We start from the raw sequence: 21896 nt of genomic DNA, 5'->3' as shown, positions 1-21896 counted from the left end.
TGTCGCGAACCGCCCGAACATCCCCCGGCCCGTATTCCACCGGTATCCGACCAGCCGGTAGCTTAGGCCGTTATGTCGATTCGTGGGGTGTTACGGCGTGTCGCCGGCGGCCTTGTCCATCGTGGCTGGGCCGCGATCCGCGCGATCGGCGCGGTCAGCCCGGCCAGTCCCGCCGGATACCGGTTCCGCCGCCTCGGTGAGGGCGCCTTCCTGTCGTTCCCCCTCGGCGCCGTCTTCGGCGAGGCCTGGATCGAGATAGGTGGCCACACCCTGATCGGCGAGCGCGTCTCCATCTCCGCGGGCATGGGCCCGGGGGTCGACCTGGGGCCTGACTCGATCGTGCGGATCGGCGGGAGCTGCTCCATCGGCCGGGGCAGCCACATCGTTGGCCACCAGTCGATCGACATCGGCGACCATGTGTTCACCGGCCCATATGTCTACATCACCGACCAGAACCACGTCTACGACGACCCGGAGACGCCGATCGGCCGCCAGTGGCCGCGCAACAATCCCGTGGTCATCGGCTCGGGCTCCTGGCTGGGCACCGGCGCGATCATCCTGCCGGGCACCCGGATCGGCAGGCAGTGCGTGGTCGCGGGCGGGGCCGTGGTCCGCGGCGAGTTCCCCGACCACAGCGTGATCGCCGGTGTTCCCGCCAGGGTCGTCCGCCACTACGTGCCCGGAGACGGGTGGCTGCCGCCCCACCTCGGCGACGCCCCCGCCCGACCCGCCGAATCCCCCGGCCCTCTCGGCACCGGTGTGGAGCCCGCCGAATCCCTCAGTCCGGGGATCGAGACCTCTGGATCCGCGTACAGGTGAACACGCGGGCTATGCTCGAAGAATCTCGTTTCGCCCCCATCGGGAGGTGGCTCCGATCGGCACTTTCCTCACCATTCTGCTGGTGATCTTCCTGTTCCTCCTCCTCATGGGAGCGGCCGGCATCTACCTTCTGGTCAAGGTCGGGAAGAAGGCCACCAAAGAGGCCCGCAAGGTGAGCACCCGCGTGGCCTCTCACATGGCGGCGATGGGCACCGGCGAGGCCGCCGAGCTTGAGCGGATGCGGCTGGACCTGCGGCGGGAGGTCTCCCTGACCCGTCAGGCGGTGGACCACGCGCTGCGCGACGGGTGGGGCCTGGGCGACCTGCCCCAGCTGGTGGCCGAGATCAGTGCGCACGCCGACCAGCTGGACGCCCAGCTCGACCTCTACGCCCAGCACATCCGGATGTCGTCTCACGGCGACCCCACCTCTCTGGGCCGCCTGCGCGAGCACCACGCCAAGCTGACCGGCTCCTGCGCCCGGATCCGCGCCGACCTGCTCAACGACCAGATGGCGCACGCGGCCGGCGGCATCGCCGACGTCCAGAGCCGCACCGACATCGAGATCGAGGCGCGCCGCCGCGCCCCCGACCCCCTGGACCAGATCGACGAGCTCTACAACCGTGCCATGATCAGCCGTTCCCGCCCGGAAGAGCACCGCTGACGACTACGGAACGTGTCATCATGGACACGTCGCGCGGTTCCGAGGGGCGAGTTATAAGGAGGTCATCATGAGCACGGCGCTTCCCGAGTGGTTCTACCCGGGCCCGCCGGGCGGGTGGACGGCCGACATGCTCGATCGGCTCCCCCCCGACGCCCCCCGGCACGTCGAACTGATCGATGGATCCCTCATCATGATGTCTCCCCAGACCGCGTTCCACATGTTCGTACTGAGACGTTTCGAACAGGAGCTCACACCCCCCGACGATCTTGCCGTCGTCCGGGAAATGACGGTGACGCTCGGAATCCGGCAACGGCCCGAGCCCGACATCATGGTGGTGGACAGGGCGGCGTTGCTGACCATGAAGACGACGTCCTTCAAGCCCGCGGACGTGCGCCTTGCCATCGAGGTGGTGTCCCCCGAATCGGTGGATCGAGACCGGACCACCAAGCCGATCAAATACTCAGACGCCGGGATCAGGCATTTCTGGCGTGTTGAACAAGAGGGCGAACAGCCCGTCGTCTACACCTTCGAGCTGGAGCCCTCCGTCAAGGCCTATGTCCCCACCGGTATCCACCGCGGGCGCCTGAAGACCTACATCGGCTTCGACGTGGACATCGACCTCGACCTGAGCACGTTCATCGGCCGGTAGGCACCGCGGAGCCGCCGTAGGCGCCGTATCCCCTCCGGGAAGGAAGGAGATACGGCGTACCCGTCTCAGGAGACCCCGGCCTCGCGCATGTCGCGGACCTCCCGCTTGAGCTCCTTGATCTCGTCGCGGAGCCGGGCGGCCACCTCGAACTGCAGATCCGCGGCGGCCTGGTGCATCTGGTCGGTGAGCGACTCGACCAGCGCCTCCAGCTGGGCCCGGGGCATCTCCCCCGCGATCGCCTTGGCGTGCCGGCCCACCTGCTTGGCAGCGAAGCCGGGGACCGGCGCCTTGCCGCGCGACTGCTGACGGCCGCTGCCGCCGAGGAGCTGGGCGGTGTCGGCGTCCTCCCGGTTGAGCGAGTCGAGGATGTCGGCGATCTTCTTGCGGAGCGGCTGCGGGTCGATGCCGTTGGCCTCGTTGTAGGCCGTCTGCTTGGCCCGGCGCCGGCTGGTCTCCTCGATCGCCCGCTCCATGGAGGGGGTGATGCGGTCGGCGTACATGTGCACCTGGCCGGAGACGTTACGGGCCGCGCGGCCGATGGTCTGGATCAGCGAGGTCTCCGAACGCAGGAAGCCCTCCTTGTCGGCGTCGAGGATGGCCACCAGCGAGACCTCGGGCAGGTCCAGGCCCTCACGGAGCAGGTTGATGCCGACCAGGACGTCGAACTCACCCATCCGCAGCTCCCGCAGCAGCTCGATGCGGCGCAGGGTGTCGACCTCGCTGTGCAGGTAGCGGACCCGGATGCCCAGCTCCAGGAGGTAGTCGGTGAGGTCCTCGGACATCTTCTTGGTCAGCGTGGTGACCAGGACCCGCTCGTTTTTCTCGGTCCGGGTCCTGATCTCGTGGACCAGGTCGTCGATCTGGGACTTCGTGGGCTTGACGATCACCTCGGGGTCGACCAGGCCGGTCGGCCGGATGACCTGCTCCACCACGTCGCCCTTGGAACGGCCCAGCTCGTAGGTGCCCGGGGTGGCCGACAGGTAGACGGTCTGGCCGATCCGCTCCAGGAACTCCTCCCACTTGAGCGGGCGGTTGTCCATCGCCGACGGCAGGCGGAAGCCGTGCTCGACGAGCGTGCGCTTGCGGGAGGCGTCGCCTTCGTACATCGCGCCGATCTGCGGCACGGTCTGGTGCGACTCGTCCAGGACGAGCAGGAAGTCCTCGGGGAAGTAGTCGAGCAGGGTGTTGGGCGCGCTGCCCGGGGCACGGCCGTCCATGTGGCGGGAGTAGTTCTCGATGCCGGAGCAGGTGCCGATCTGGCGCATCATCTCCAGGTCATAGGTGGTGCGCATGCGCAGCCGCTGGGCCTCCAGGAGCTTGCCCTGCCGCTCCATCGTCTCCAGGCTCTGGGCGAGCTCGGCCTCGATGCCCTGGACGGCCTTCTCCATCCGCTCGGTGCCCGCGACGTAGTGGGAGGCGGGGAAGATGTGGAGCTCGGTGTCCTCCGTGATCACCTCGCCGGTCAGCGGGTGCATGGTGGAGAGCTTCTCGATCTCGTCGCCGAACATCTCGATGCGCACGGCGAGCTCCTCGTACTTCGGGATGATCTCGATCGTGTCGCCGCGCACCCTGAAGGTGCCCCGGGTGAAGGCCAGGTCGTTGCGGGTGTACTGCATGTCGACCAGCCGGCGCAGCAGCCTGTCACGCTCGATCTCCTGGCCGACCTTGAGCGAGGTCATGCGGTCGACGTACTCCTGGGGGGTGCCCAGGCCGTAGATGCACGAGACCGACGCCACCACGATCGTGTCGCGGCGGGTCAGCAGCGAGTTGGTCGCCGAGTGACGCAGCCGCTCGACCTCGTCGTTGATCGAGGAGTCCTTCTCGATGTAGGTGTCGCTCTGCGGGACGTACGCCTCGGGCTGGTAGTAGTCGTAGTAGGAGACGAAGTATTCGACCGCGTTGTCGGGCATCATCTCGCGCAGTTCGTTGGCGAACTGCGCGGCGAGCGTCTTGTTCGGCTGGATGACCAGGGTCGGCCGCTGCAGCCGCTCGATCAGCCAGGCGACCGTGGCGGTCTTGCCCGTGCCCGTGGCGCCGAGCAGGACGTTATCCTTGTCACCTGCCTTCACACGCCGCTCCAGCTCGGCGATCGCGGTGGGCTGGTCGCCCGAGGGGGTCATGTCGGTGACGACCCCGAAGGGAGCCACCTTACGCTGCAAATCAGTTACCGGCCTCACTCCACCCACTGTAGGCGGAGCCACCGACATTCCGCCCTCGGCCGTGGGCCGGTCCTCCCCCTTTCAATCAGGTGGCAAGTGATCCGCAAACCAGATGCTTTTTACTTTCTTCATGTCGTCGCCTATAAAGCGTGATATATCGGGCTCTCGACATATACCTGACCCTGCTACCCCGGAGGTTTGATGTCCCGGCCAAGAGAGGCAATGCGGTCGGCGATGACCGCCGCGCAGGCGATAGGACAGGGAGGCGACCTACGCCAGATGGCGGGCCAGGTGGCGAACCAGGTCAGAGGCCAGATGGCCGGCCAGCAGGGATTCGCGCTCAACCCCGGCGACTTCCTGGCCGCCCGAGAACAGGGCGCGTCCCTGAGCACGCTCATCGAGGCCCGCACCGCGTCGCTGAACGAGGCCGGTGAGATCGTCAACCGCAGCTTCACCGGCACCGGCCCGGACGGCGAGGCGGCCCACGTGATCTCACCGGTGGTGATCCCCAAGGGCACCATGGCCCGGGTGATCATCCCCCTGGTCGTGCTGGCGGGGCTCGGCCTGGTCGGCCTGGTCGCCACCGGCCTCCCCGACGGCGCGCGGGTGCTGTTCGGACCGCACTACTGGGCCGTGCTGGTGCTTGCCACCGCGTTCCTGTGGTGGCGGCAGAGCGTGGTCATGGTGCCCGAGGGCTGCAAGGCCCTGATCACCAAGTTCGGCAAGCTCGTACAGATCGCCGAGCCGGGCAGGGTGACGCTGTTCAACCCATGGAAGCGGGTCAGCTACATCGTCAACACCACCCGGGAGTACCCCTTCAACACGCCCATCCGCGAGGCCCCGACCCAGCAGGGCGTCAAGGCCAGCGTGGACCTGTTCCTGCAGTTCCGGATCGAGGACCCCGCCGAGTTCATCTTCGTCCTCGGCTCAGTCGGCGGTTTCCAGGCCAAGCTGCAGAACGCCATCAGCGAGGTCACCCGCTCCCTCATCTACGCCCAGCGCGCCGAGGACATCTACGACCTGGTCGGTGAGAGCACCAAGGGCATGCTGGGCAACCTCAACCAGCAGTTCCTGCCCGCCGTACGGCTCACCGACGTGAACATCACCCACGCCGAACCGTCCAGCCAGGAGTACCGGATGGACCTGGCCGCCCCGGAGATGATCAGAGTCGCCAAGGAGGCCTACACCTACGAGTACGAACTCCAACTGCGCAAGGAGCAGAACGAGGGCGACCTGATCAAGGAACTCGCCGGGCTGCAGGAGCAGCTCTCCGCCATCCACGCCGAGATCGCCGTATACCAGGCCCAGATGGACACCGCACTGGAGCGCGCGTCCCACCAGGCGAAGGCGCAGGCCGGCCAGCGGCTGGTGGAGGCGGAGTCCACCGCCAAGGCCAACGCGGCGCTGCTGGAGGCGCAGGCACTGGACATCAGGGCGCTCAGCGCCGCCGAGGCCCCCGAGATCCTGGACTACCGCTTCCAGCAGGACCTGCTCGACAAGCTGGAGTCGGTGGCCCCCCACCTGCCCCACGTGGTGCAGGTCGGCGAGACCACCGACATCGACCTGCTCACCCTGGCCAGGCAACTGGTCGGCAGCCGGGAAACGCAGCTGTTCTCCACGGCGGACATGGCGGCGATCAGAGGACGGATCACCGAGATCGGCAGGCGGGTCGAGGGGCGCGAGGCGGAGATCGGCGCCCTGCTCAACCCGGCCGCGAGGACCGCGGCGCCCACCACAGGCGGAACTCCGGAGGCCAGAGTGCCCGCCGTGCAGGAAGAGGTCTAAGGTGAGCGGAGATTTCTCCAAGATCAAGGAATCCCTGGCCTCCTGGTCGGAGATCCGCCAGCTGCTGCGTGGCGGCGAGTCCGGTCAGCTCGTCCCGGTGGTCATCCCCAAGGATCGCCGCGGCTTCGGCTGGTTGACGCTGCTGTTCATTGCCTTCTACCTGGCCGGTACGGCGCTGCTGTCGGACGGGGTGTTCTCCACCCTCGCCGCGATCGGCGCGGTGCTGTTCCTGCTCACGGCGCTGGTCTGGCTGTGGCGCCGGGCGATCATCGAGATCGAGGAGGGCACCACCGGGGTGAGCAGCCGGTGGGGCGCGATCGTGGGCACTCTGGCCCCGGGACGCCACTATCTGTGGCTGCCGTGGGACCGGGTGGACGCGGTGGTGGACACCTCCACCGAGATCCCCTACTCCGCTCCGATCATCGCCTGCCCGACCGCGGAGAACGTGCCGCTGAAGTCGATCGAGTTCTTCCTGAAGTTCCGCATCGTCGATCCGGTCGCCTTCGTCCGGACGATCGGCGCGGGCAACTTCGACCTGGTGCTCAGCAGTGCCGTGCAGGACGCCATCCGCCAGCGCAGCCGCCGGGTGCACACCGAGCGCGCCTACGACCTGCGCGGTTCCGACGTCGGCGACATGCAGGAGCTGCTGACCCGCCAGCTCGGCCGGTACGGCGTGCGGATCACCGGCGCCAACATCCCCGACGTGCAGCTGCCCGACCAGTACCAGCAGCACCTGGCCACCCGCGAGAAGGTGGCCAAGGAGCTGTCGGCCTTCGAACGGGAGTGGGAGCTCACCCGCAAGCGGCGGATCGACACGCTGCTGATGGAGATCGAGCGCTCCAAGAAGACGCGGGACGCCCGCATCGTCGAGGTACGGGCGGCCGCCAACACCGCGCGCAAGGACGTCGCCCGCATGTTGGAGGAGCACGAGACCGAGGCGCAGCGGGTGCGCTGGGAGATCGAGGCCAAGGGACGGGCCGAGCTCACCTCCGCGGAGAACGAGGCCAAGGGGCTGCGCCGGCTGGCCGACGCCTACCGCGACAACCGTGCCGTGCTCCAGTACGAGCTGGCCCGGCGCCGCCTGGACGTGGGAGCCAGGCTCGCCGAGAACGCCCCGCGGCCCGTCGTGGTCCGCACCGACGGCATGTCCGGCGAGTCCTCCGCGCTGTCCACCCTGCTCCTGGCCCAGATCCTGCCGCGGCTCGGCCAGGGCAACGGCCGGCTCCAGCCCCCCGGCGAACCCGGCTGAAGCCCTCCGTCTCCCCGAGGGGCCCGATGGGGCTCCGCGGAAGGAACGTCCGAGTCCGCACGTACCCGTGCCCCGGCGCAACCACATGCGCCGGGGCCGGGGACGCCGCCCGCCCTATCGCTTCCTGGCCCGGCCCGCCAGCTCAGCCCAGATCTCGTCCACCCGGGTGTCCAGTTCCTCCAGCGACCCCTCGTTCGGCACCACGAGGTCGGCGACCTTCAGCCGATCCTCGCGGGACGCCTGGGCCGCGAACCGGGCCCTGGCGTCCTGCTCGCTCATGCCCCGCAGCTCGGCCAGCCGGGCGAGGCGGACGTCGTCGGCGGCGTCCACGACGACCACGACGTCGTACATCGGGGCGAGGCCGTTCTCCGCCAGCAGCGGCACGTCGTAGACCACGATCACATCGCCGTCCGCCTGGTGCTGCAGCTCGGCGACCCGCGCCCCGACCAGCGGGTGCACGATGGCGTTGAGCGAGGCCAGCTTCTCGGAGTCAGCGAAGACGATCGAGCCGAGCTTCTCCCGGTTGAGCGACCCGTCCCCGTGCAGGATCTCGTCTCCGAAGACGCCGACGACCCGCGCCAGCCCCTCGGTCCCCGGCTCGACCACCTCACGGGCGATCTTGTCGGCGTCGATGACGACGGCTCCCCTGGATGCCAGCCGCCGTGACACCTCGCTCTTGCCCGACCCGATCCCGCCGGTAAGACCAACCTTCAGCATGATCCGCAGCATACGCGGTACGGCCTGCCCGCCGAGGCGGGGGCTTTCACGGCCGGGAGCGGGCGGGTCCGCGGGGACGCCGGATCACCCGGAGCGCGGGAGCATCCCGTCTCGGCAAAGTCTAATTGGACCGGTGATTGATGATTCTTTGCGGTCACGTCTGAAGGTCGCGGCGCAACCCTGGCGGAGACACGGAAAAGGGCCCCGCCGGAGCGGGGCCCTTCCTCGGATCCTCGGATCCTCAGATCCTCACTGCTTCACCCAGGTCAGCTCTGGCCGCCCGCGAGCTTCTCACGCAGAGCCGCGAGAGCCTCGTCGGAGGCGAGGGCACCCGCCGCCGGAGCGGAGGAGCTGCTGCTGGAGCTGGAACCGGAGCCGGCGGCCGGGGTCTCACCGGAGTAGGACGTGGGAGCGGCCTCGCCCGCCTCGGCCTCGGCCTTGCGGGCCTCCTCCACCTGCTTCTTGTGAGCCTCGAAACGGGTCTGGGCCTCGGCGTACTGCCGCTCCCACTCGTCACGCTGCTTCTCGAAGCCCTCAAGCCACTCGCTCGTCTCGGAGTCGAAGCCCTCGGGGTAGATGTAGTTGCCCTGGTCGTCGTAGGTCGCCGCCATGCCGTACAGCGTGGGGTCGAACTCGATGTCGGCGCCGGCCGCGCTCTCGTTCGCCTGCTTGAGCGACAGCGAGATCCGGCGACGCTCGAGGTCGATGTCGATGATCTTCACGAAGATCTCTTCGCCGACCTGGACGACCTGCTCGGGGATCTCGACGTGGCGCTCGGCCAGCTCGGAGATGTGGACCAGGCCCTCGATGCCCTCCTCGACGCGGACGAACGCACCGAACGGCACCAGCTTGGTGACGCGACCCGGGACGACCTGACCGATCTGGTGGGTCCGGGCGAACTGCTGCCAGGGGTCCTCCTGCGTCGCCTTGAGCGACAGGGAGACCCGCTCGCGCTCCATGTCGACGTCGAGAACCTCGACGGTGACCTCCTGGCCGACCTCGACGACCTCGGACGGGTGGTCGATGTGCTTCCAGGAGAGCTCGGAGACGTGAACCAGACCGTCGACGCCGCCGAGGTCCACGAACGCACCGAAGTTGACGATCGAGGAGACGACGCCCTTGCGGACCTGACCCTTCTGCAGGGTGTTGAGGAACGTCTGGCGGACCTCGGACTGGGTCTGCTCAAGCCAGGCGCGGCGGGAGAGAACCACGTTGTTGCGGTTCTTGTCCAGCTCTATGATCTTCGCCTCGAGCTCACGGCCCACGTAGGGCTGGAGGTCGCGGACACGGCGCATCTCGACCAGGGACGCCGGGAGGAAGCCACGGAGGCCGATGTCGAGGATGAGACCACCCTTGACGACCTCGATGACGGTGCCGGTGACGATGCCGTCCTCGTCCTTGATCTTCTCGATCGTGCCCCAGGCCCGCTCGTACTGAGCGCGCTTCTTGGACAGGATCAGACGCCCTTCCTTGTCCTCCTTCTGGAGAACCAGGGCCTCGACGTGCTCGCCAACCTCGACGACGTCCGCGGGATCGACATCGTGCTTGATCGAGAGCTCACGCGAGGGGATGACACCCTCGGTCTTGTAGCCGATGTCGAGCAAAACTTCATCTCGATCGACCTTGACGACGGTGCCCTCGACGATGTCGCCGTCATTGAAGTACTTGATGGTCAGATCGATTGCTGCGAGGAAGTCTTCCTCGGAACCGATGTCGTTGACCGCTACCTGCGGGGTGCTCGAGGTGGCCTCAGTGCTGCTCGTCATGTGTGGAATTGCTCCGAACGCGGACAGATGTCGATGTGGCGAACACGCGGCAGGCCTCTTATCGTTCAGCCGAACAAAATCATCGGCGTGACGAGCGCGAGCCCACTCCGTCCGAGACACGCGCGAGCCCACAGCGCAGCGATCAGCATATGAGACCAGACGAGTCTGGTCAATCCGGAGACGGAACACGCCGTAAACAGAACGTTAATACGCATTAGTACGCATTGACCTGCTGCCTCAGCTTGGGGGTGATGGTACCTCGAAGCCTCTCCGGCACGGACACCCGGTCGGGGTCACCGTCCGCCGTGTAGCGCCGGTCGGGGTGGCTGTTCAACCACTCCAGCCAGTACTGCGAGCACCATCTGCGGCACTCGCCCTTCTTGCCGTTGCTCTGGATCCGCTGGATGGCCCGCCAGTCGAAGTCCTTGACGAAGGGCGACTCCGACGGCTGCGCGCCGGCCAGGAAGACACCCTTGAACGCGAAGCGGCTCCCGTCCCACTTCCCGGACTGCACGGTGGATCTCTTACGCGGCATCGCGCCGAAGGGCAGCGCGAAGGTGTCGGACGGGCCGGCGCCGAGCTTGTCGAGCAGCCGCTCGGTCCGGACGATCTGCTCGGCGACCTTCTTGTTCGACAGACCCGGCAGGTAGGGGTGGCTCCAGGTGTGGTTGGCCACCTCGAAGCCGCGCGAGGTCAGCCACTGCACGGCGCGCGTCTGGTCATGCCGGTCGCGCAGGCCGAACGGCTCCCGGTTGACCCAGAAGGTGGCGACGGGCCGGAACTCCGGATACTTCTTCGCGACCTGGTAGATGATCCCGACCGCGGTGTCCTTGGCCGGCATGCCGTTGCCGTCCAGCGCGAAGTGGCTCGGGTGCCCGTCGTCGAAGGTCAGCACGACCGGGTGCCTGCCCGCCGGAATGTCGATCTTCCCGGTGACGAACTCCCGCGCGGTGATCGGCACGTAACCGTCCCTGGCCAGCTTCTCCATCTCCTGACGCACCTGGGAGGGTGTGCGGTCGATGGAGGCCAGCCGCTTCTTCATGATCCGGTGGTACATCAGCACCGGGACCACTCCCGCCTCGTTGGCCTTGACCTCGCGGGCGGACTCCGGGGTCGCCTGGACCGGCGGCGGAAGGTCAGCCGAGGGCAGGTCGGTCTGCGGCGGCGGCGGCACGGGGGCGCCCGGCGCCGCGCCGGTCAGGGGCGCGGCCTGCCGGACGGCCTCCGTGGGAGTGGGAAGGGTGAGGAGCGCCACCACCGCGGCGGACACCACCACGATGTTGGCCATCATGATGATCAGCGTGAGGGGGGATGAACTCCGCACAGTACTCCCGGGCCTGTCGAGGGATCGGCTGGCTCACCACCCTAGAACAGAGTCGGACAGGCCGGGCAATCGATCAGTGACCGGCGTCCTCCCAGGTGCGGCCGACCCCCACGGAGACCTCCAGCGGGACGCGTAGCGAGTAGGCGGCGTTCATCCGGTCGACGACCAGCTCGCGCAGGGCCGCGAGCTCTCCCGGCGCCACCTCGAACACGAGCTCGTCGTGGACCTGGAGCAGCATCCGGGAACTCAGGGACGCCTCCTTGAGGGCGCTCTGCACATTGAGCATGGCGACCTTGATGATGTCGGCCGCCGACCCCTGGATCGGCGCGTTGAGCGCCATCCTCTCGGCCATCTCGCGGCGCTGGCGGTTGTCGCTGTTGAGGTCGGGCAGGTAGCGGCGACGGCCCATGATGGTCTCGGTGTAACCGTCGTGCCTGGCCTGGGCGACGATCGCGTTGAGGAAGTCGCGGACCCCGCCGAACTCCTCGAAGTACTCCTCCTTGAGCGCCCTCGCCTCCGGCACCGGGATGTTGAGCTGCCCGGCCAGCCCGAAGTCCGACAGACCGTAGGCCAGGCCGTAGTTCATGGCCTTGATCTTGGCCCGCATCTCCCCCGTCACCTGCTCGGGCTCGATGTCGAAGACCCGCGCCGCGGTGGCCTTGTGGAAGTCGTGCCCGGACTCGAAGGACGCGATCAGCGACTCGTCCCCCGACAGATGCGCCATGATCCGCAGCTCGATCTGGCTGTAGTCGGCGGTCAGCAGGGTCTCGTAACCCGCCCCGACCACGAATCCCTGCCGGATCCGGCGGCCCTCGACGGTGCGGATCGGGATGTTCTGCAGGTTGGGCTTCTCCGAGCTGAGCCGCCCGGTCGCCGCCACGATCTGGTTGAACGTGGTGTGGATCCGCCCGTCGTCGGCGATCTCCTTGATCAGGCCCTCGACCGTGACCTTCAGCCTGGCCTGGTCGCGGTGCCTGAGCATGATGGTCGGCAGCTCGTGCTCGGTCTGGGCGGCCAGCCACGCCAGCGCGTCGGCGTCGGTGGTGTAACCCGTCTTGGTCCTCTTGGTCTTGGGCAGGTTCAGCCGGACGAACAGGATCTCCTGCAGCTGCTTGGGCGAGCCCAGGTTGAACTGCTCCCCCACGGCCGCGTGCGCCGCCTCGACGGCCTGCTTGACCGCGGCGCCGAACTCGGCCTCCAGCCCGCTGAAGTAGTCCCTGTCGGCGGCGATACCCGCCCGCTCCAGCTCGGCCAGCACGGTCACCAGCGGCAGCTCCACCTCGCGCATCAGGCGGGTGCCGTCACGCGGCTCCAGGAACGCCTCCAGCGCCTCGGCCAGCTCCCGGACCGCCAGTGCCCGCAGCCCCAGCTCCCGGGCGGCGTCGGCGTCCTGGTCGTCGAAGAGGCTGGTCTGGCCGCCGGCCTCGGCCTCGCTGCGCAGCTCGCGCTGGAGGTAGACCCGCACGAGGTCCTCCAGCAGGAACGTCTTCTGCCCCGGCATCGCCAGGTAGGCCGCCAGCGCCGTGTCACAGGTCAGGCCGCGCAGGTCCATCCCCTGCGCCCACAGCGCCAGCATCGGCCCCTTGGCGTCGTGCACGGCCTTGGGCCTTGTGTCGTCGCCGAGCCAGGCGCGCAGGGCCGTCTCGTCGGCCTCGGTCAGCGTGGTGGGGTCGACGAACGCGGCGCGGCCGCCCGGCGCGGCGATCGCGAGGCTGTCGATCCGTCCGGTGCCGCCGCCGTAGACGCCCTTGAAGGCGAGCCCGGCCCGGCCCTCGGGCAGCTCCCCCAGCCACCCGGCGACCTCGCCGGGGCCGAGCACGACGGCCTCGACCTCGAAACCCTCCTCCGTCTCGGGTGCGGCGGCGCCGAGCGTCTTGAACAGCCGGTCGCGGAGCTCTCCCCGGAACTCCAGCGTGTCGAGGATCTTGTTGACCTCGTCGCGGTCGGCCTGGCCGACCGTCAGGCCGGAGACCTCACGCTCCAGCGGGACGTCGCGCATGAGCTGGGTCAGGCGACGGTTCATCAGCACCTGGTCGAGATGCTCGCGGAGCTTGTCGCCGGCCTTGCCCCTGACCTCGTCGACCCGGTTGACCAGCTCCTCCAGCGAGCCGAACTCACGGATCCACTTGGCCGCGGTCTTCTCCCCCACACCGGGGATGTTCTTCAGGTTGTCGCTGGAGTCGCCGCGGATGGCCGCGAAGTCGGGATACTGGACCGGGGTCAGCTCGTATTTCTCCAGCACCGCCTCGGGGGTGAACCTGGTCATGTTGCTGATCCCGACCCTGGTCATCAGCACCGTGACACGGTCGTCGACCAGCTGCAGCGCGTCGCGGTCACCGGTGACGACCAGCACGTTCATGCCCTGCCCGGCGGCCTGGGTGGCGAGTGTGGCGATCAGGTCGTCGGCCTCGTAACCCGCCAGCGACAGGTGCGGGACGCGCAACGCGTCGAGCATCTCGTGGATCAGGCTCATCTGGCTGCGGAAGCTGTCGGGGCTCGCGCTCCGGTTCGCCTTGTACTCGGCGTACGCCTCGTGCCGGAACGTCGGCTCCGACCGGTCGAAGCAGACCGCCACGTGCGTGGGCTGCTCGTCGCGGAGCACGTTGACCAGCATCGACGTGAACCCGTAGACCGCGTTTGTCGTCTGACCCGTCGTCGTGGAGAAATTCTCCTCAGGCAGGGCGTAGAAGGCCCGGTAGGCCAGGGAATGCCCATCCAGCAGCAGGAGACACGGACGAGTGGGGGTCGTTTCGCTCTTCGGCACACCGGAAGCCTAGTCTCCTGGTGCGACAGAAAACCCGGCCCCGCACGACAGGAGAGATCCCCTTGACCATGACAGACCCCGACGACGTCACCCGCCGCATGGAGGAGCAGCTCGGCGCCTCCCACAGGAACACGCTCGTCGAGCGGATGGGGATCGAGATCACCGAGGCCGGCCCCGAACGGGTGGTGGGCCGGATGCCCGTCGAGGGCAACATCCAGCCGTACGGCCTGCTGCACGGCGGCGCCTCATGCGTGCTCGCCGAGACGCTCGGCTCGACCGGCGCGGCCATCCACGCGGGGCCCGGGCGCATCGCCGTGGGCATCGAGATCAACGCCACCCACCACCGCTCGGCCACCTCCGGATACGTCACCGGTATCGCCACCCGGATCCACGGGGGCCGGACGCTCGCCACCTACGACATCGAGATCACCGACGAGCAGGGCCGCCGGGTGTGCACCTCCCGCCTCACCTGCCTCCTGCGTGACGTCTGATCCCACTATTCGCCCGTATCACGACCACCCCTTTCTGCACTCTTGCCACATGGGTCACTACCGTGGGTGACAGCGGTGCCCGTGGGGAGGCCGAGTAGAAAACGTGCGGGGTCGGGGAAGCTCCGTACGGTGCCAAAGGCCTTCCCCGGGCTCGTACGGCAACGGCCCGCGCCACAGGGGCGCGGGCCGTACGACGATCCGGGCCTCAGATGTCGGTGTGGGTCGGGTCGAGCACGCGACGCAGGAAGATCTTGGTGCGCTCGTGCTGCGGATCGCCGATCACCTGGGCGGCCGGCCCGTCCTCCACGATCACACCGCCGTCCATGAAGACCACGCGGTCGGCCACGTCCCGCGCGAACGCCATCTCGTGGGTGACCACGAGCATGGTCATCCCCTCCTCGGCCAGCTTGCGCATGACCGTGAGCACGTCGCCGACCAGCTCCGGGTCGAGCGCCGAGGTGGGCTCGTCGAAGAGCATCAGCGCCGGGCTCATCGCCAGCGCCCTGGCGATGGCCACCCGCTGCTGCTGGCCACCGGAGAGCTGGAGCGGATAGGCGTCGCACTTGTCGGCGATACCGACCTTCTCCAGGTTCTCCCTGGCGATCTTCTCGGCCGCCGCCTTCCCCCGCTTGAGCACCCGCTGCTGGGCGATCATCACGTTCTGCAGCGCGGTCATGTGCGGGAACAGGTTGAACTGCTGGAAGACCATGCCGACCCGCCGCCGGGCGGCGTCGATGTCGACGTCGGGGTCGGTCAGCTCGACGCCCTCCAGGACCACCTTGCCCGAGGTGGGCTGCTCCAGCAGGTTCACGCAGCGCAGCAGCGTGGACTTGCCCGACCCCGAGGGGCCGATGACGCAGACCACCTGGCCGGGATCGACCGCGAAGTCGATCCCCTTCAGCACTTCGAGCTCGCCGAAGCACTTGTGCAGGTCACGGATCTCGACCGCGTGGTTCACCGAGGTCACCGTCCCTTCCCCTGACGCTTCTCCAGCCGGGACGCGAGGTAGCCCAGCGGGATGGTGACCAGGAGATACGTCATGCCGACGACCAGGATGGGCGTGGCGTTGGAGTAGGTCGAGGCGAGGTCGTTGCCGAACTTCGTGAGCTCGACGTACTCGCCGGAGACGCCGAGGAACAGCACCAGCGAGGAGTCCTTGAGCAGGGACACGAACTGGTTGGTCGTCGGCGGGATCACGATCCGCACGGCCTGCGGGATGACGATGGTGATCATTGCCCGCGCGTGCGACATGCCCAGCGACCGCGCCGCCTCCATCTGCCCCTTGGGGACCGCCTGCAGTCCGGCGCGGAGCGTCTCGGCCATGTAGGCCGAGCCCACGATGGTCAGACCCAGGATGCCCTGGCCGTAGGTGCCGCCGGGCACCTCGAAGCCACGCAGGGCCAGCGGCAGGAACAAGATCATCAGGAAGATCAGCAGGGCGGGCAGGCCCCGGAAGATCTCAATGTAGGCGACCGCGATCCACCGGTACGGCCGGACCGAGGACATCCGCATCAGCGCGAACAGCAGGCCCAGCAGGAAGGCGAAGAAGAACCCTCCCACCGAGTAGATGATGGTGTTCTTCAGCGCGACCGTGAACAGTTCCGGCAGCGTCTTCTCCGCGATGTCCGGCCTGGTGAAGTTCTCGCCGAGACTCACCCAGTCGATGCGGACGGCGAGGAAGACGACCACGGCCGCCAGCACGACGTACTGGACGGCACGGCTGATCTGCTGCTTCTTACGGGGACTGAGCCCGGTCCGGCCGGGGGGAGCCCCGGCGGGACCGGACGGCTCAGCCGTCGTTGGCTGGTCGGTCATGGATCAGCCGAGCTCGCCGGGCTTCTTGCCGAACCACTTCAGGAAGATCTGCTCGTAGGTGCCGTCCGACTTCGCCGTGGTGATCGCGTCGTCGATGGCCTTGAGCAGGACCGGGTCGGCGCCCTTCTTCAGGCCGACGCCGTACTGCTCACCGGTGTCGAGGCTGGCGACCAGCTCGAACTTGTCGGCGATCTCCGGCTTCTTCAGCCAGGTCAGGACGACGGGCAGGTCCTGAATGATCACATCGGCCTGACCGGACTGCAGACCCAGGAGCTCCTTGGGAGAGTCGGCGAACTCCTTGGGGCTGAGGCCCTGCTTCTTGGCGTAGTCGAGACCCGTGGTCGAGGCCTGGGCACCGAACTTGAGGCCCTGGGCCTTGATCTCGTCCAGGGTCTTGACGTTGACGCCCTTCCTGGCCAGCAGCGCCTGGGTGGCGTCGAAGTACGGCACGGAGAAGTCGATGTTCGCCTGGCGCTCCGGGGTGATGGTCATGCCCGCGGCGGCCACGTCGCACTTACCGGCGGCCATCGCCGCACCGCTCTTGATGACGGCGAAGTCGATGTCGACGATCTCCTGCGTCAGGCCGAGCTTCTTGGCCGCCAGGTCGACGATGTCGACGTCGAAGCCGACGACCTTGTCACCCTCCTTGAACTGGAAGGGCTCATACGGAAGGTTGGTGCAGGTGGTGAGCTTGCCGGGGGTGACGAGCTTGGGACCACCCGCGGCCGGGGCGTTCGACGAGGCAGCGTCATCGGAGCTCGCACCGGTGCCACAGGCGGACAGGCCAAACACACCGGCGACGACCACCGCACCTACCGCGAGCGCACGGCGGGAAAGAAAACTCAGGCCCACGAAGGCCTCCTCACAGTCAATGTCGCATCTCGAACAGACACCTCAGTGCTGGTGATGCTGCCCGACCCGCATGGCCACACAGATCACCGATACGACACAATTCGGACAACAACCACGTCTGGAGCCGCCTGATCGATACCCTGCCCCGGATATGGACCCTGACGCGCCCGTTCATCGAACGGTCAACGGCTCCTCATTGAACCGACCGTCATGGACTCGGACCGGTCAGGCCGAGTCCTGGAATATGAAAATAGCCTATATCTGCAGTTCAGGTCGCCTCCACCTTACCGATAGGCGGTGAGAGACCCCCGGATGGACAGCCTTTCCCCCGGAAAGAGGAGCCCCGCCACCCGACCTGATTCCCGGAATCTGCCGAAAATGGTAAAAATTCTCTCTTCCGCCTGCCATACGCCGGTGACACCACCCTCGGTCTCCGATGAATGACAGGCGGACACCGCCGACCGCCATCCGGACGCATTGAACTCAACGACCCGGCTCGGTTACCTTGCCCCATGTGCGTAACCCCCCAATGCGGTTCGCCGGTGCCGCCCTCGCCGGCATCCTCCTTACCGGCTGCACCGGGACCGGGCCACCCGAATCCACCCCCACCTACAACCTGGCCCCGCGCCCGGTCCGGCCCGGCGAACGCCCGATCAACACCCCGCCGGTGACCGACGGCGACGAGCGCTTCCAGGTGATCGGACTGCAGACGGGCCTGAGCGGCTTCTTCGGCACCCACGCCGAATGGCAGGCCAGAGGCCAGTACGTGGTCGTACGCGTCGTCGTGGAGAACCCCGGCCGCGCCAACTCCCGATTCGACGCCAAACGGCAGAAGCTCATCACCGCCGACGGCGCGACCCACACCATCGACAGGTTCGCCCAGGCCATCAAACGCCAGCCCGACACACTCCCCCTCGGCGCGGAGGTCAGAATCGAGATGGACCTGTGGTTCGACATCCCCAAAGAGGCGAAGGTCACCGCGGTCCGGCTCTTCGGCGACCCGCCACTCGGCACCGGCGGCACCACCGACGGCGTCGAAATCCCCCTGACCTGAACGGCCGGGCCCGCCGCGCACCGATGCGCGACGGGCCCGTTCCCACCAGGGATCACCCGGTACGGCTCACGCCTGCTCGCTCGGCGTCGCGTGCTCCTCCGGCGTGTCCTGCCCGAGAGCACCACCGAGATAGGCGGCCTGCACGTCGGGGTCGTTGAGCAGCTCGGCGGCCGGCGCGCTCTTGACCACCTTTCCGGTCTCCAGCACATAGGCTCGGTGGGCGAGCTTCAGCGCCTGCTGGGCGTTCTGCTCCACCAGCAGCACCGTGGTGCCCCGGCGGTTGATCTCCTCGATGATCGAGAAGATCTGCTGCACCATCAGCGGCGCCAGACCCATCGACGGCTCATCCAGCAGCAGCACCTTCGGCTTGCTCATCAGCGCACGGCCGATGGCGACCATCTGCTGCTCACCGCCCGACATCGTGCCGCCCATCTGCGTCCTGCGCTCGGCCAGCCGCGGGAACAGCTCGTAGACCTCCGCCAGGTCGGCACTGAAGTCCCCCGAGCGTGAGTAGGCGCCCATGAGCAGGTTGTCGTGCACCGTCATACCGGGGAAGACCCCCCGGCCCTCGGGCGCCTGCCCCAGCCCCGCCATGACCCGCTTGTGGCCGGGCAGCTTGCTGATGTCCTTGCCGTCGAAGGTGATGCTCCCCGCCGACAGGCCACGCAGACCCGAGATCGTCTTCAGGGTCGTGGTCTTGCCCGCCCCGTTCGCTCCGATGAGCGTGACGATCTCACCCTCATCCACCCCGACCGAGATGCCCTTGATCGCCTCGATCTTGCCGTAGTGGACACGAATGTCCTTGATCTCAAGAAGCATCTGCGGGAGCCCCCAAATACGCCTCGACGACCCGCGGGTCGTTCCGCACCTCGTCCGGCAGGCCATCGGCGATCTTCTGGCCGAAGTCCAGCACCGCGATGCGGTCGCTGATGCCCATGATGAGGCTCATGTCATGCTCAATGATCAGAATCGTCCGACCGGCGTCCCGGATATCCCGGATCAACTGCTGCAGCGCCACCTTCTCCGCCGGGTTCATACCGGCGGCCGGCTCGTCCAGCAACAGCAGCTTCGGCTTGGTCGCCAACGCACGGGCGATCTCCAGCCGGCGCTGGTCACCATAGGGCAGATTCTTGGCGTGGTCGTTCGCGCGATGGGAGATGCCGACGAAGTCAAGCAGCTCCATCGCCAGCTCACGGCCCTCACGCTCCGCCCTGCGGTGCAGCGGAAGCCCCAGCGCCACACTGACGATGCCCGAACGGTGATGCGCGTCCGCGCCCACCATGACGTTCTCGATGGCCGTCATGTTGTGGAACAGCCGGATGTTCTGGAACGTACGGGCGACACCCCGCTTAGTGATCTTGAAGCGCTTGATGCCGCTGATCTTCTCACCCAGGAAGCGGACCTGCCCCTCCGTAGGCTGATAGACCCCGGTCACCACATTGAACACCGTGGTCTTACCGGCACCGTTCGGACCGATGAGAGCGAAGATCTCACCCTCGTTGATGGTCAGATTGACGTCCTTCAACGCCGTAACGCCACCGAAACGCATGACAAGGTCCTGCAGCTCCAGCATCGCGCGACCGCTCCGTTCCCGGCCCGCCTCCGCGCCGACCTCAGCGCTCACCTCAGCACTCACTTGGAAGCCACCTCCTCGCCACGCGACTCCGGCCCGGGCACCTCGGCGCCGAGCGTCCCCATCCCGCCTGATCCCTCCTGCAACTCCGCCTTACGCTGACGCGACGGCAGCAGACCCTCAGGACGGAAGATCATCAGTGAGACGAGCACCGCACCGAAGATCAACATGCGGTACTCCTGCAGACCACGGAAACGCTCAGGCAACCAGGCCACCAGGAACGCACCCAACATGACACCCGGCAGGTTGCCCGAACCACCCATGACCACCGCGGCGAGAATCGTCGCCGACAACAGGAACTGGAAGTCGTTCGGGTTGATCGAAATGGACTTCGCCGCCCACAACACACCCATCGCGCCACCGATGGAAGCACCCACCGCGAACGCGAGAAGCTTGAAACGGAACGTCGGCACACCCATGACCTCGGCCGCGTCCTCATCCTCCCGGATCGCCGCCCAAGCCCGCCCGACGCGGCTCTTCTCCCAGCGCTTCACCAGAATGATCACGATGACCGCCAGCGCGACCAGCAGGTAGTAATAGGGCCGCGGATCCAGCACGCCGTACTTGAAGATCTCCACACCGAACAGCTCCACACCCTCGATGCTCGGAGGATGCGGAATACCACGGATACCGTTCGGGCCACCGATCACATCGGTGTTCCGCGCGGTGATCCGGATGATCTCACCGAAGCCCAGCGTGACAATCGCCAGATAGTCACCACGGAGCCGGAGCGTCGGAGCACCCAGCGTGATACCCGAAAGGGCACAGATCCCGATGCCAACCGCCATGATCAGCCAGAAGTTCCAGCCGAGCCTGGTGCCGATCAACGCCATCGCGTAACCACCCACGGCGTAGAACGCGACAAACCCCAGGTCGAGCAGACCCGCCTGGCCGACCACGATGTTCAGGCCGATGGCCAGCAACACGAAGGTGCCGATCGGGAAGAACAGAATGCTCGCCCAGTCGGTGTCGGGCGACATGAAACCACCGATGGTCTCCGACGGAAGCAGCAACGCGCCGACGATCAGAGCCACATAGACGATCCACCGCTGCCAGCCCGGCGTGCGCATCCAACGATCATGCATCACATCGCCGTAATGACCGAGCTGGTGACGGAACCGGGCCAAAGGACTGTTCTGGTTCATGCGCGCGCCTGCTGGAGTGATTCACCGAGAATTCCGGTGGGGCGGAACATCAGGACCAAGACGAGGATGGTGAAGGAGATCACGTGCTTCCAGTCGGAGCCGAAGAAAATGGCCCCATAGTTCTCCACCAGACCGAGCGTGACCCCACCGACCAAGGCACCCCGCAAGTTGCCGATACCACCTAGAACCGCGGAGGTGAACGCCTTGATACCGAAGAGGAACCCAACGTAGTAGTGCGTGTTCTCATACGAGATCAGATACAGCGCACCCGCCACACCGGCCATGCCGCCACCGATAAGGAAGGTCATCCGGACGATCTTGTTGATGTCCACGCCCATCAGAACCGCCGCCTCGGGATTCTGCGCGGTAGCGCGGATACCACGACCGATCTTCGTGCGGTTGACCAGTCTGTCGAGTGCGACCATCATGCCGAACGCCGCCACGATCACCAGCACCTGATCCACCCGGACCGAGTGACCAAAGATCGAGAACAGCTCGGTCCGCTCCATCAGCCGGGGCAGCGCCATCTGGATCCGGCCCTGCTGCGGACGGTTGAACACCCCAGGGATGATCAGGAGCGCGAACAGCTCCTGCAGGAAGATCGAAGCTCCGATCGCGGAGATCAGGGCCGCGAGCCGGGAGGCACCACGCTTACGCAACGGCCGGTAAGCGATGCGCTCCAGCGCGACCGCCGTACCAGCGGAGGCCAGCATGCCGGCCAGGATCATCAGAATGATCACACCCACCAGCGCGAGACCGGAGAGCGCCGAGTCGATACCGAACACGAACGGCACGAACATCGCACCGAAAGTGCCGATCATGAAAACTTCGGAGTGCGCGAAGTTGATCAGTCTGAGCACGCCGTACACCATCGTGTAGCCAAGCGCGATCAGAGCGTAAATCGAACCAAAGGCCAGGCCGTCAATCGTCGCCGGCCAGAACTGATTGATGAAATCATTGAACACTAGGGGTTACCACTTCTAGCGGGGGTCGCCTGCAATGTTCCGGTAGCC

At 67.1% G+C, this 21896-nt stretch carries 19 protein-coding genes; 7 read left to right on the top strand and 12 right to left on the bottom strand.

The features are described 5' to 3' along the window. Positions 1–72: 72 nt before the first annotated feature. The 3 genes from ACIN94_RS07775 to ACIN94_RS07765 all read left to right on the top strand — a co-directional run bounded on the left by ACIN94_RS07775 (position 73) and on the right by ACIN94_RS07765 (position 2129). A complete protein-coding gene (locus tag ACIN94_RS07775) occupies positions 73–819 on the top strand; it encodes an acyltransferase (RefSeq protein ID WP_400701031.1) in 747 nt (248 codons plus the stop codon). Between the two features lie 46 nt (positions 820–865). Then, positions 866–1480 (top strand): hypothetical protein, encoded by a 615-nt coding sequence (locus ACIN94_RS07770; RefSeq protein ID WP_400701029.1) that lies wholly within the window; start codon positions 866–868, stop codon positions 1478–1480. Between the two features lie 67 nt (positions 1481–1547). After that, positions 1548–2129 (top strand): Uma2 family endonuclease, encoded by a 582-nt coding sequence (locus tag ACIN94_RS07765; protein ID WP_400701026.1) that lies wholly within the window; start codon positions 1548–1550, stop codon positions 2127–2129. 65 nt (positions 2130–2194) lie between these two features. Here the strand turns inward: ACIN94_RS07765 and uvrB are convergent, their stop codons facing one another. Then, positions 2195–4306, bottom strand: a complete 2112-nt coding sequence (gene uvrB, locus ACIN94_RS07760; RefSeq protein ID WP_400701023.1) for an excinuclease ABC subunit UvrB — start codon at positions 4304–4306, stop codon at positions 2195–2197. A 204-nt stretch (positions 4307–4510) separates the two neighbouring features. Between uvrB and ACIN94_RS07755 the strand changes: the two genes are divergently transcribed. Together ACIN94_RS07755 and ACIN94_RS07750 are read left to right on the top strand one after the other, a co-directional pair. Then, positions 4511–6073: an SPFH domain-containing protein gene (locus tag ACIN94_RS07755; RefSeq protein WP_400701020.1), complete on the top strand. Its 1563-nt coding sequence runs from the start codon at positions 4511–4513 to the stop codon at positions 6071–6073. A 1-nt stretch (position 6074) separates the two neighbouring features. Continuing rightward, a complete protein-coding gene (locus tag ACIN94_RS07750; RefSeq protein ID WP_400701017.1) occupies positions 6075–7322 on the top strand; it encodes an SPFH domain-containing protein in 1248 nt (415 codons plus the stop codon). Positions 7323–7436: 114 nt separating this feature from the next. Here ACIN94_RS07750 and coaE read toward each other — a convergent pair whose 3' ends face one another. The 4 genes from coaE to polA all read right to left on the bottom strand — a co-directional run bounded on the left by coaE (position 7437) and on the right by polA (position 13893). Further along, positions 7437–8039, bottom strand: a complete 603-nt coding sequence (gene coaE, locus ACIN94_RS07745; protein WP_400701014.1) for a dephospho-CoA kinase — start codon at positions 8037–8039, stop codon at positions 7437–7439. Between the two features lie 266 nt (positions 8040–8305). Then, complete coding sequence (gene rpsA / locus ACIN94_RS07740) at positions 8306–9805, bottom strand: 30S ribosomal protein S1 (protein WP_400701011.1); 1500 nt, start codon at positions 9803–9805, stop codon at positions 8306–8308. A 214-nt stretch (positions 9806–10019) separates the two neighbouring features. Then, positions 10020–11096: a polysaccharide deacetylase family protein gene (locus ACIN94_RS07735; protein WP_400701009.1), complete on the bottom strand. Its 1077-nt coding sequence runs from the start codon at positions 11094–11096 to the stop codon at positions 10020–10022. Positions 11097–11202: 106 nt separating this feature from the next. Then, entirely contained in the window at positions 11203–13893 is a 2691-nt protein-coding gene (gene polA / locus ACIN94_RS07730) for a DNA polymerase I (protein WP_400701006.1), read from the bottom strand. 98 nt (positions 13894–13991) lie between these two features. On the opposite strand from polA, the gene ACIN94_RS07725 reads away from it, so the two are divergent. After that, positions 13992–14384 (top strand): PaaI family thioesterase, encoded by a 393-nt coding sequence (locus ACIN94_RS07725; protein WP_400701684.1) that lies wholly within the window; start codon positions 13992–13994, stop codon positions 14382–14384. 205 nt (positions 14385–14589) lie between these two features. On the opposite strand, the gene ACIN94_RS07720 is transcribed toward ACIN94_RS07725, so the two are convergent. Genes ACIN94_RS07720 through ACIN94_RS07710 form a run of 3 tightly spaced genes read right to left on the bottom strand, consistent with a single transcriptional unit; the run spans position 14590 to position 17051 of the window. After that, a complete protein-coding gene (locus tag ACIN94_RS07720) occupies positions 14590–15351 on the bottom strand; it encodes an amino acid ABC transporter ATP-binding protein (RefSeq protein ID WP_400701003.1) in 762 nt (253 codons plus the stop codon). Further along, positions 15348–16199 carry an amino acid ABC transporter permease gene (locus ACIN94_RS07715; protein ID WP_400701001.1) on the bottom strand — a complete coding sequence of 284 codons (852 nt, stop codon included), beginning with the start codon at positions 16197–16199 and terminating at the stop codon, positions 15348–15350. The genes ACIN94_RS07720 and ACIN94_RS07715 overlap by 4 nt, the downstream gene beginning before the upstream one ends. A gap of 3 nt (positions 16200–16202) precedes the next feature. Continuing rightward, a complete protein-coding gene (locus tag ACIN94_RS07710; protein ID WP_400700998.1) occupies positions 16203–17051 on the bottom strand; it encodes an ABC transporter substrate-binding protein in 849 nt (282 codons plus the stop codon). 514 nt (positions 17052–17565) lie between these two features. Between ACIN94_RS07710 and ACIN94_RS07705 the strand changes: the two genes are divergently transcribed. Then, a complete protein-coding gene (locus ACIN94_RS07705) occupies positions 17566–18105 on the top strand; it encodes a DUF4352 domain-containing protein (RefSeq protein WP_400700995.1) in 540 nt (179 codons plus the stop codon). Between the two features lie 66 nt (positions 18106–18171). Here the strand turns inward: ACIN94_RS07705 and ACIN94_RS07700 are convergent, their stop codons facing one another. The 4 genes from ACIN94_RS07700 to ACIN94_RS07685 are packed head-to-tail and all read right to left on the bottom strand — an operon-like array spanning position 18172 to position 21848. Then, positions 18172–18924, bottom strand: coding sequence for an ABC transporter ATP-binding protein (locus tag ACIN94_RS07700; protein ID WP_400700992.1), 753 nt, complete (start codon positions 18922–18924; stop codon positions 18172–18174). Continuing rightward, on the bottom strand, positions 18914–19678 hold the full coding sequence (locus tag ACIN94_RS07695) for an ABC transporter ATP-binding protein (protein WP_400701682.1): 765 nt from the start codon (positions 19676–19678) through the stop codon (positions 18914–18916). The genes ACIN94_RS07700 and ACIN94_RS07695 overlap by 11 nt, the downstream gene beginning before the upstream one ends. Positions 19679–19737: 59 nt before the next feature. After that, positions 19738–20883 carry a branched-chain amino acid ABC transporter permease gene (locus tag ACIN94_RS07690; protein WP_400700989.1) on the bottom strand — a complete coding sequence of 382 codons (1146 nt, stop codon included), beginning with the start codon at positions 20881–20883 and terminating at the stop codon, positions 19738–19740. Further along, the gene (locus ACIN94_RS07685; protein WP_400700986.1) at positions 20880–21848 is read right to left on the bottom strand and encodes a branched-chain amino acid ABC transporter permease; all 969 of its coding nucleotides are present in this window, start codon (positions 21846–21848) and stop codon (positions 20880–20882) included. The genes ACIN94_RS07690 and ACIN94_RS07685 overlap by 4 nt, the downstream gene beginning before the upstream one ends. Positions 21849–21896 lie beyond the last annotated feature (48 nt).

Source organism: Streptosporangium sp. NPDC087985 (assembly GCF_044741965.1).
Classification (GTDB): domain Bacteria; phylum Actinomycetota; class Actinomycetes; order Streptosporangiales; family Streptosporangiaceae; genus Streptosporangium.
Note: the sequence above shows the minus strand (reverse complement) of the source record. Positions and strands in the feature narration are given on the sequence as shown.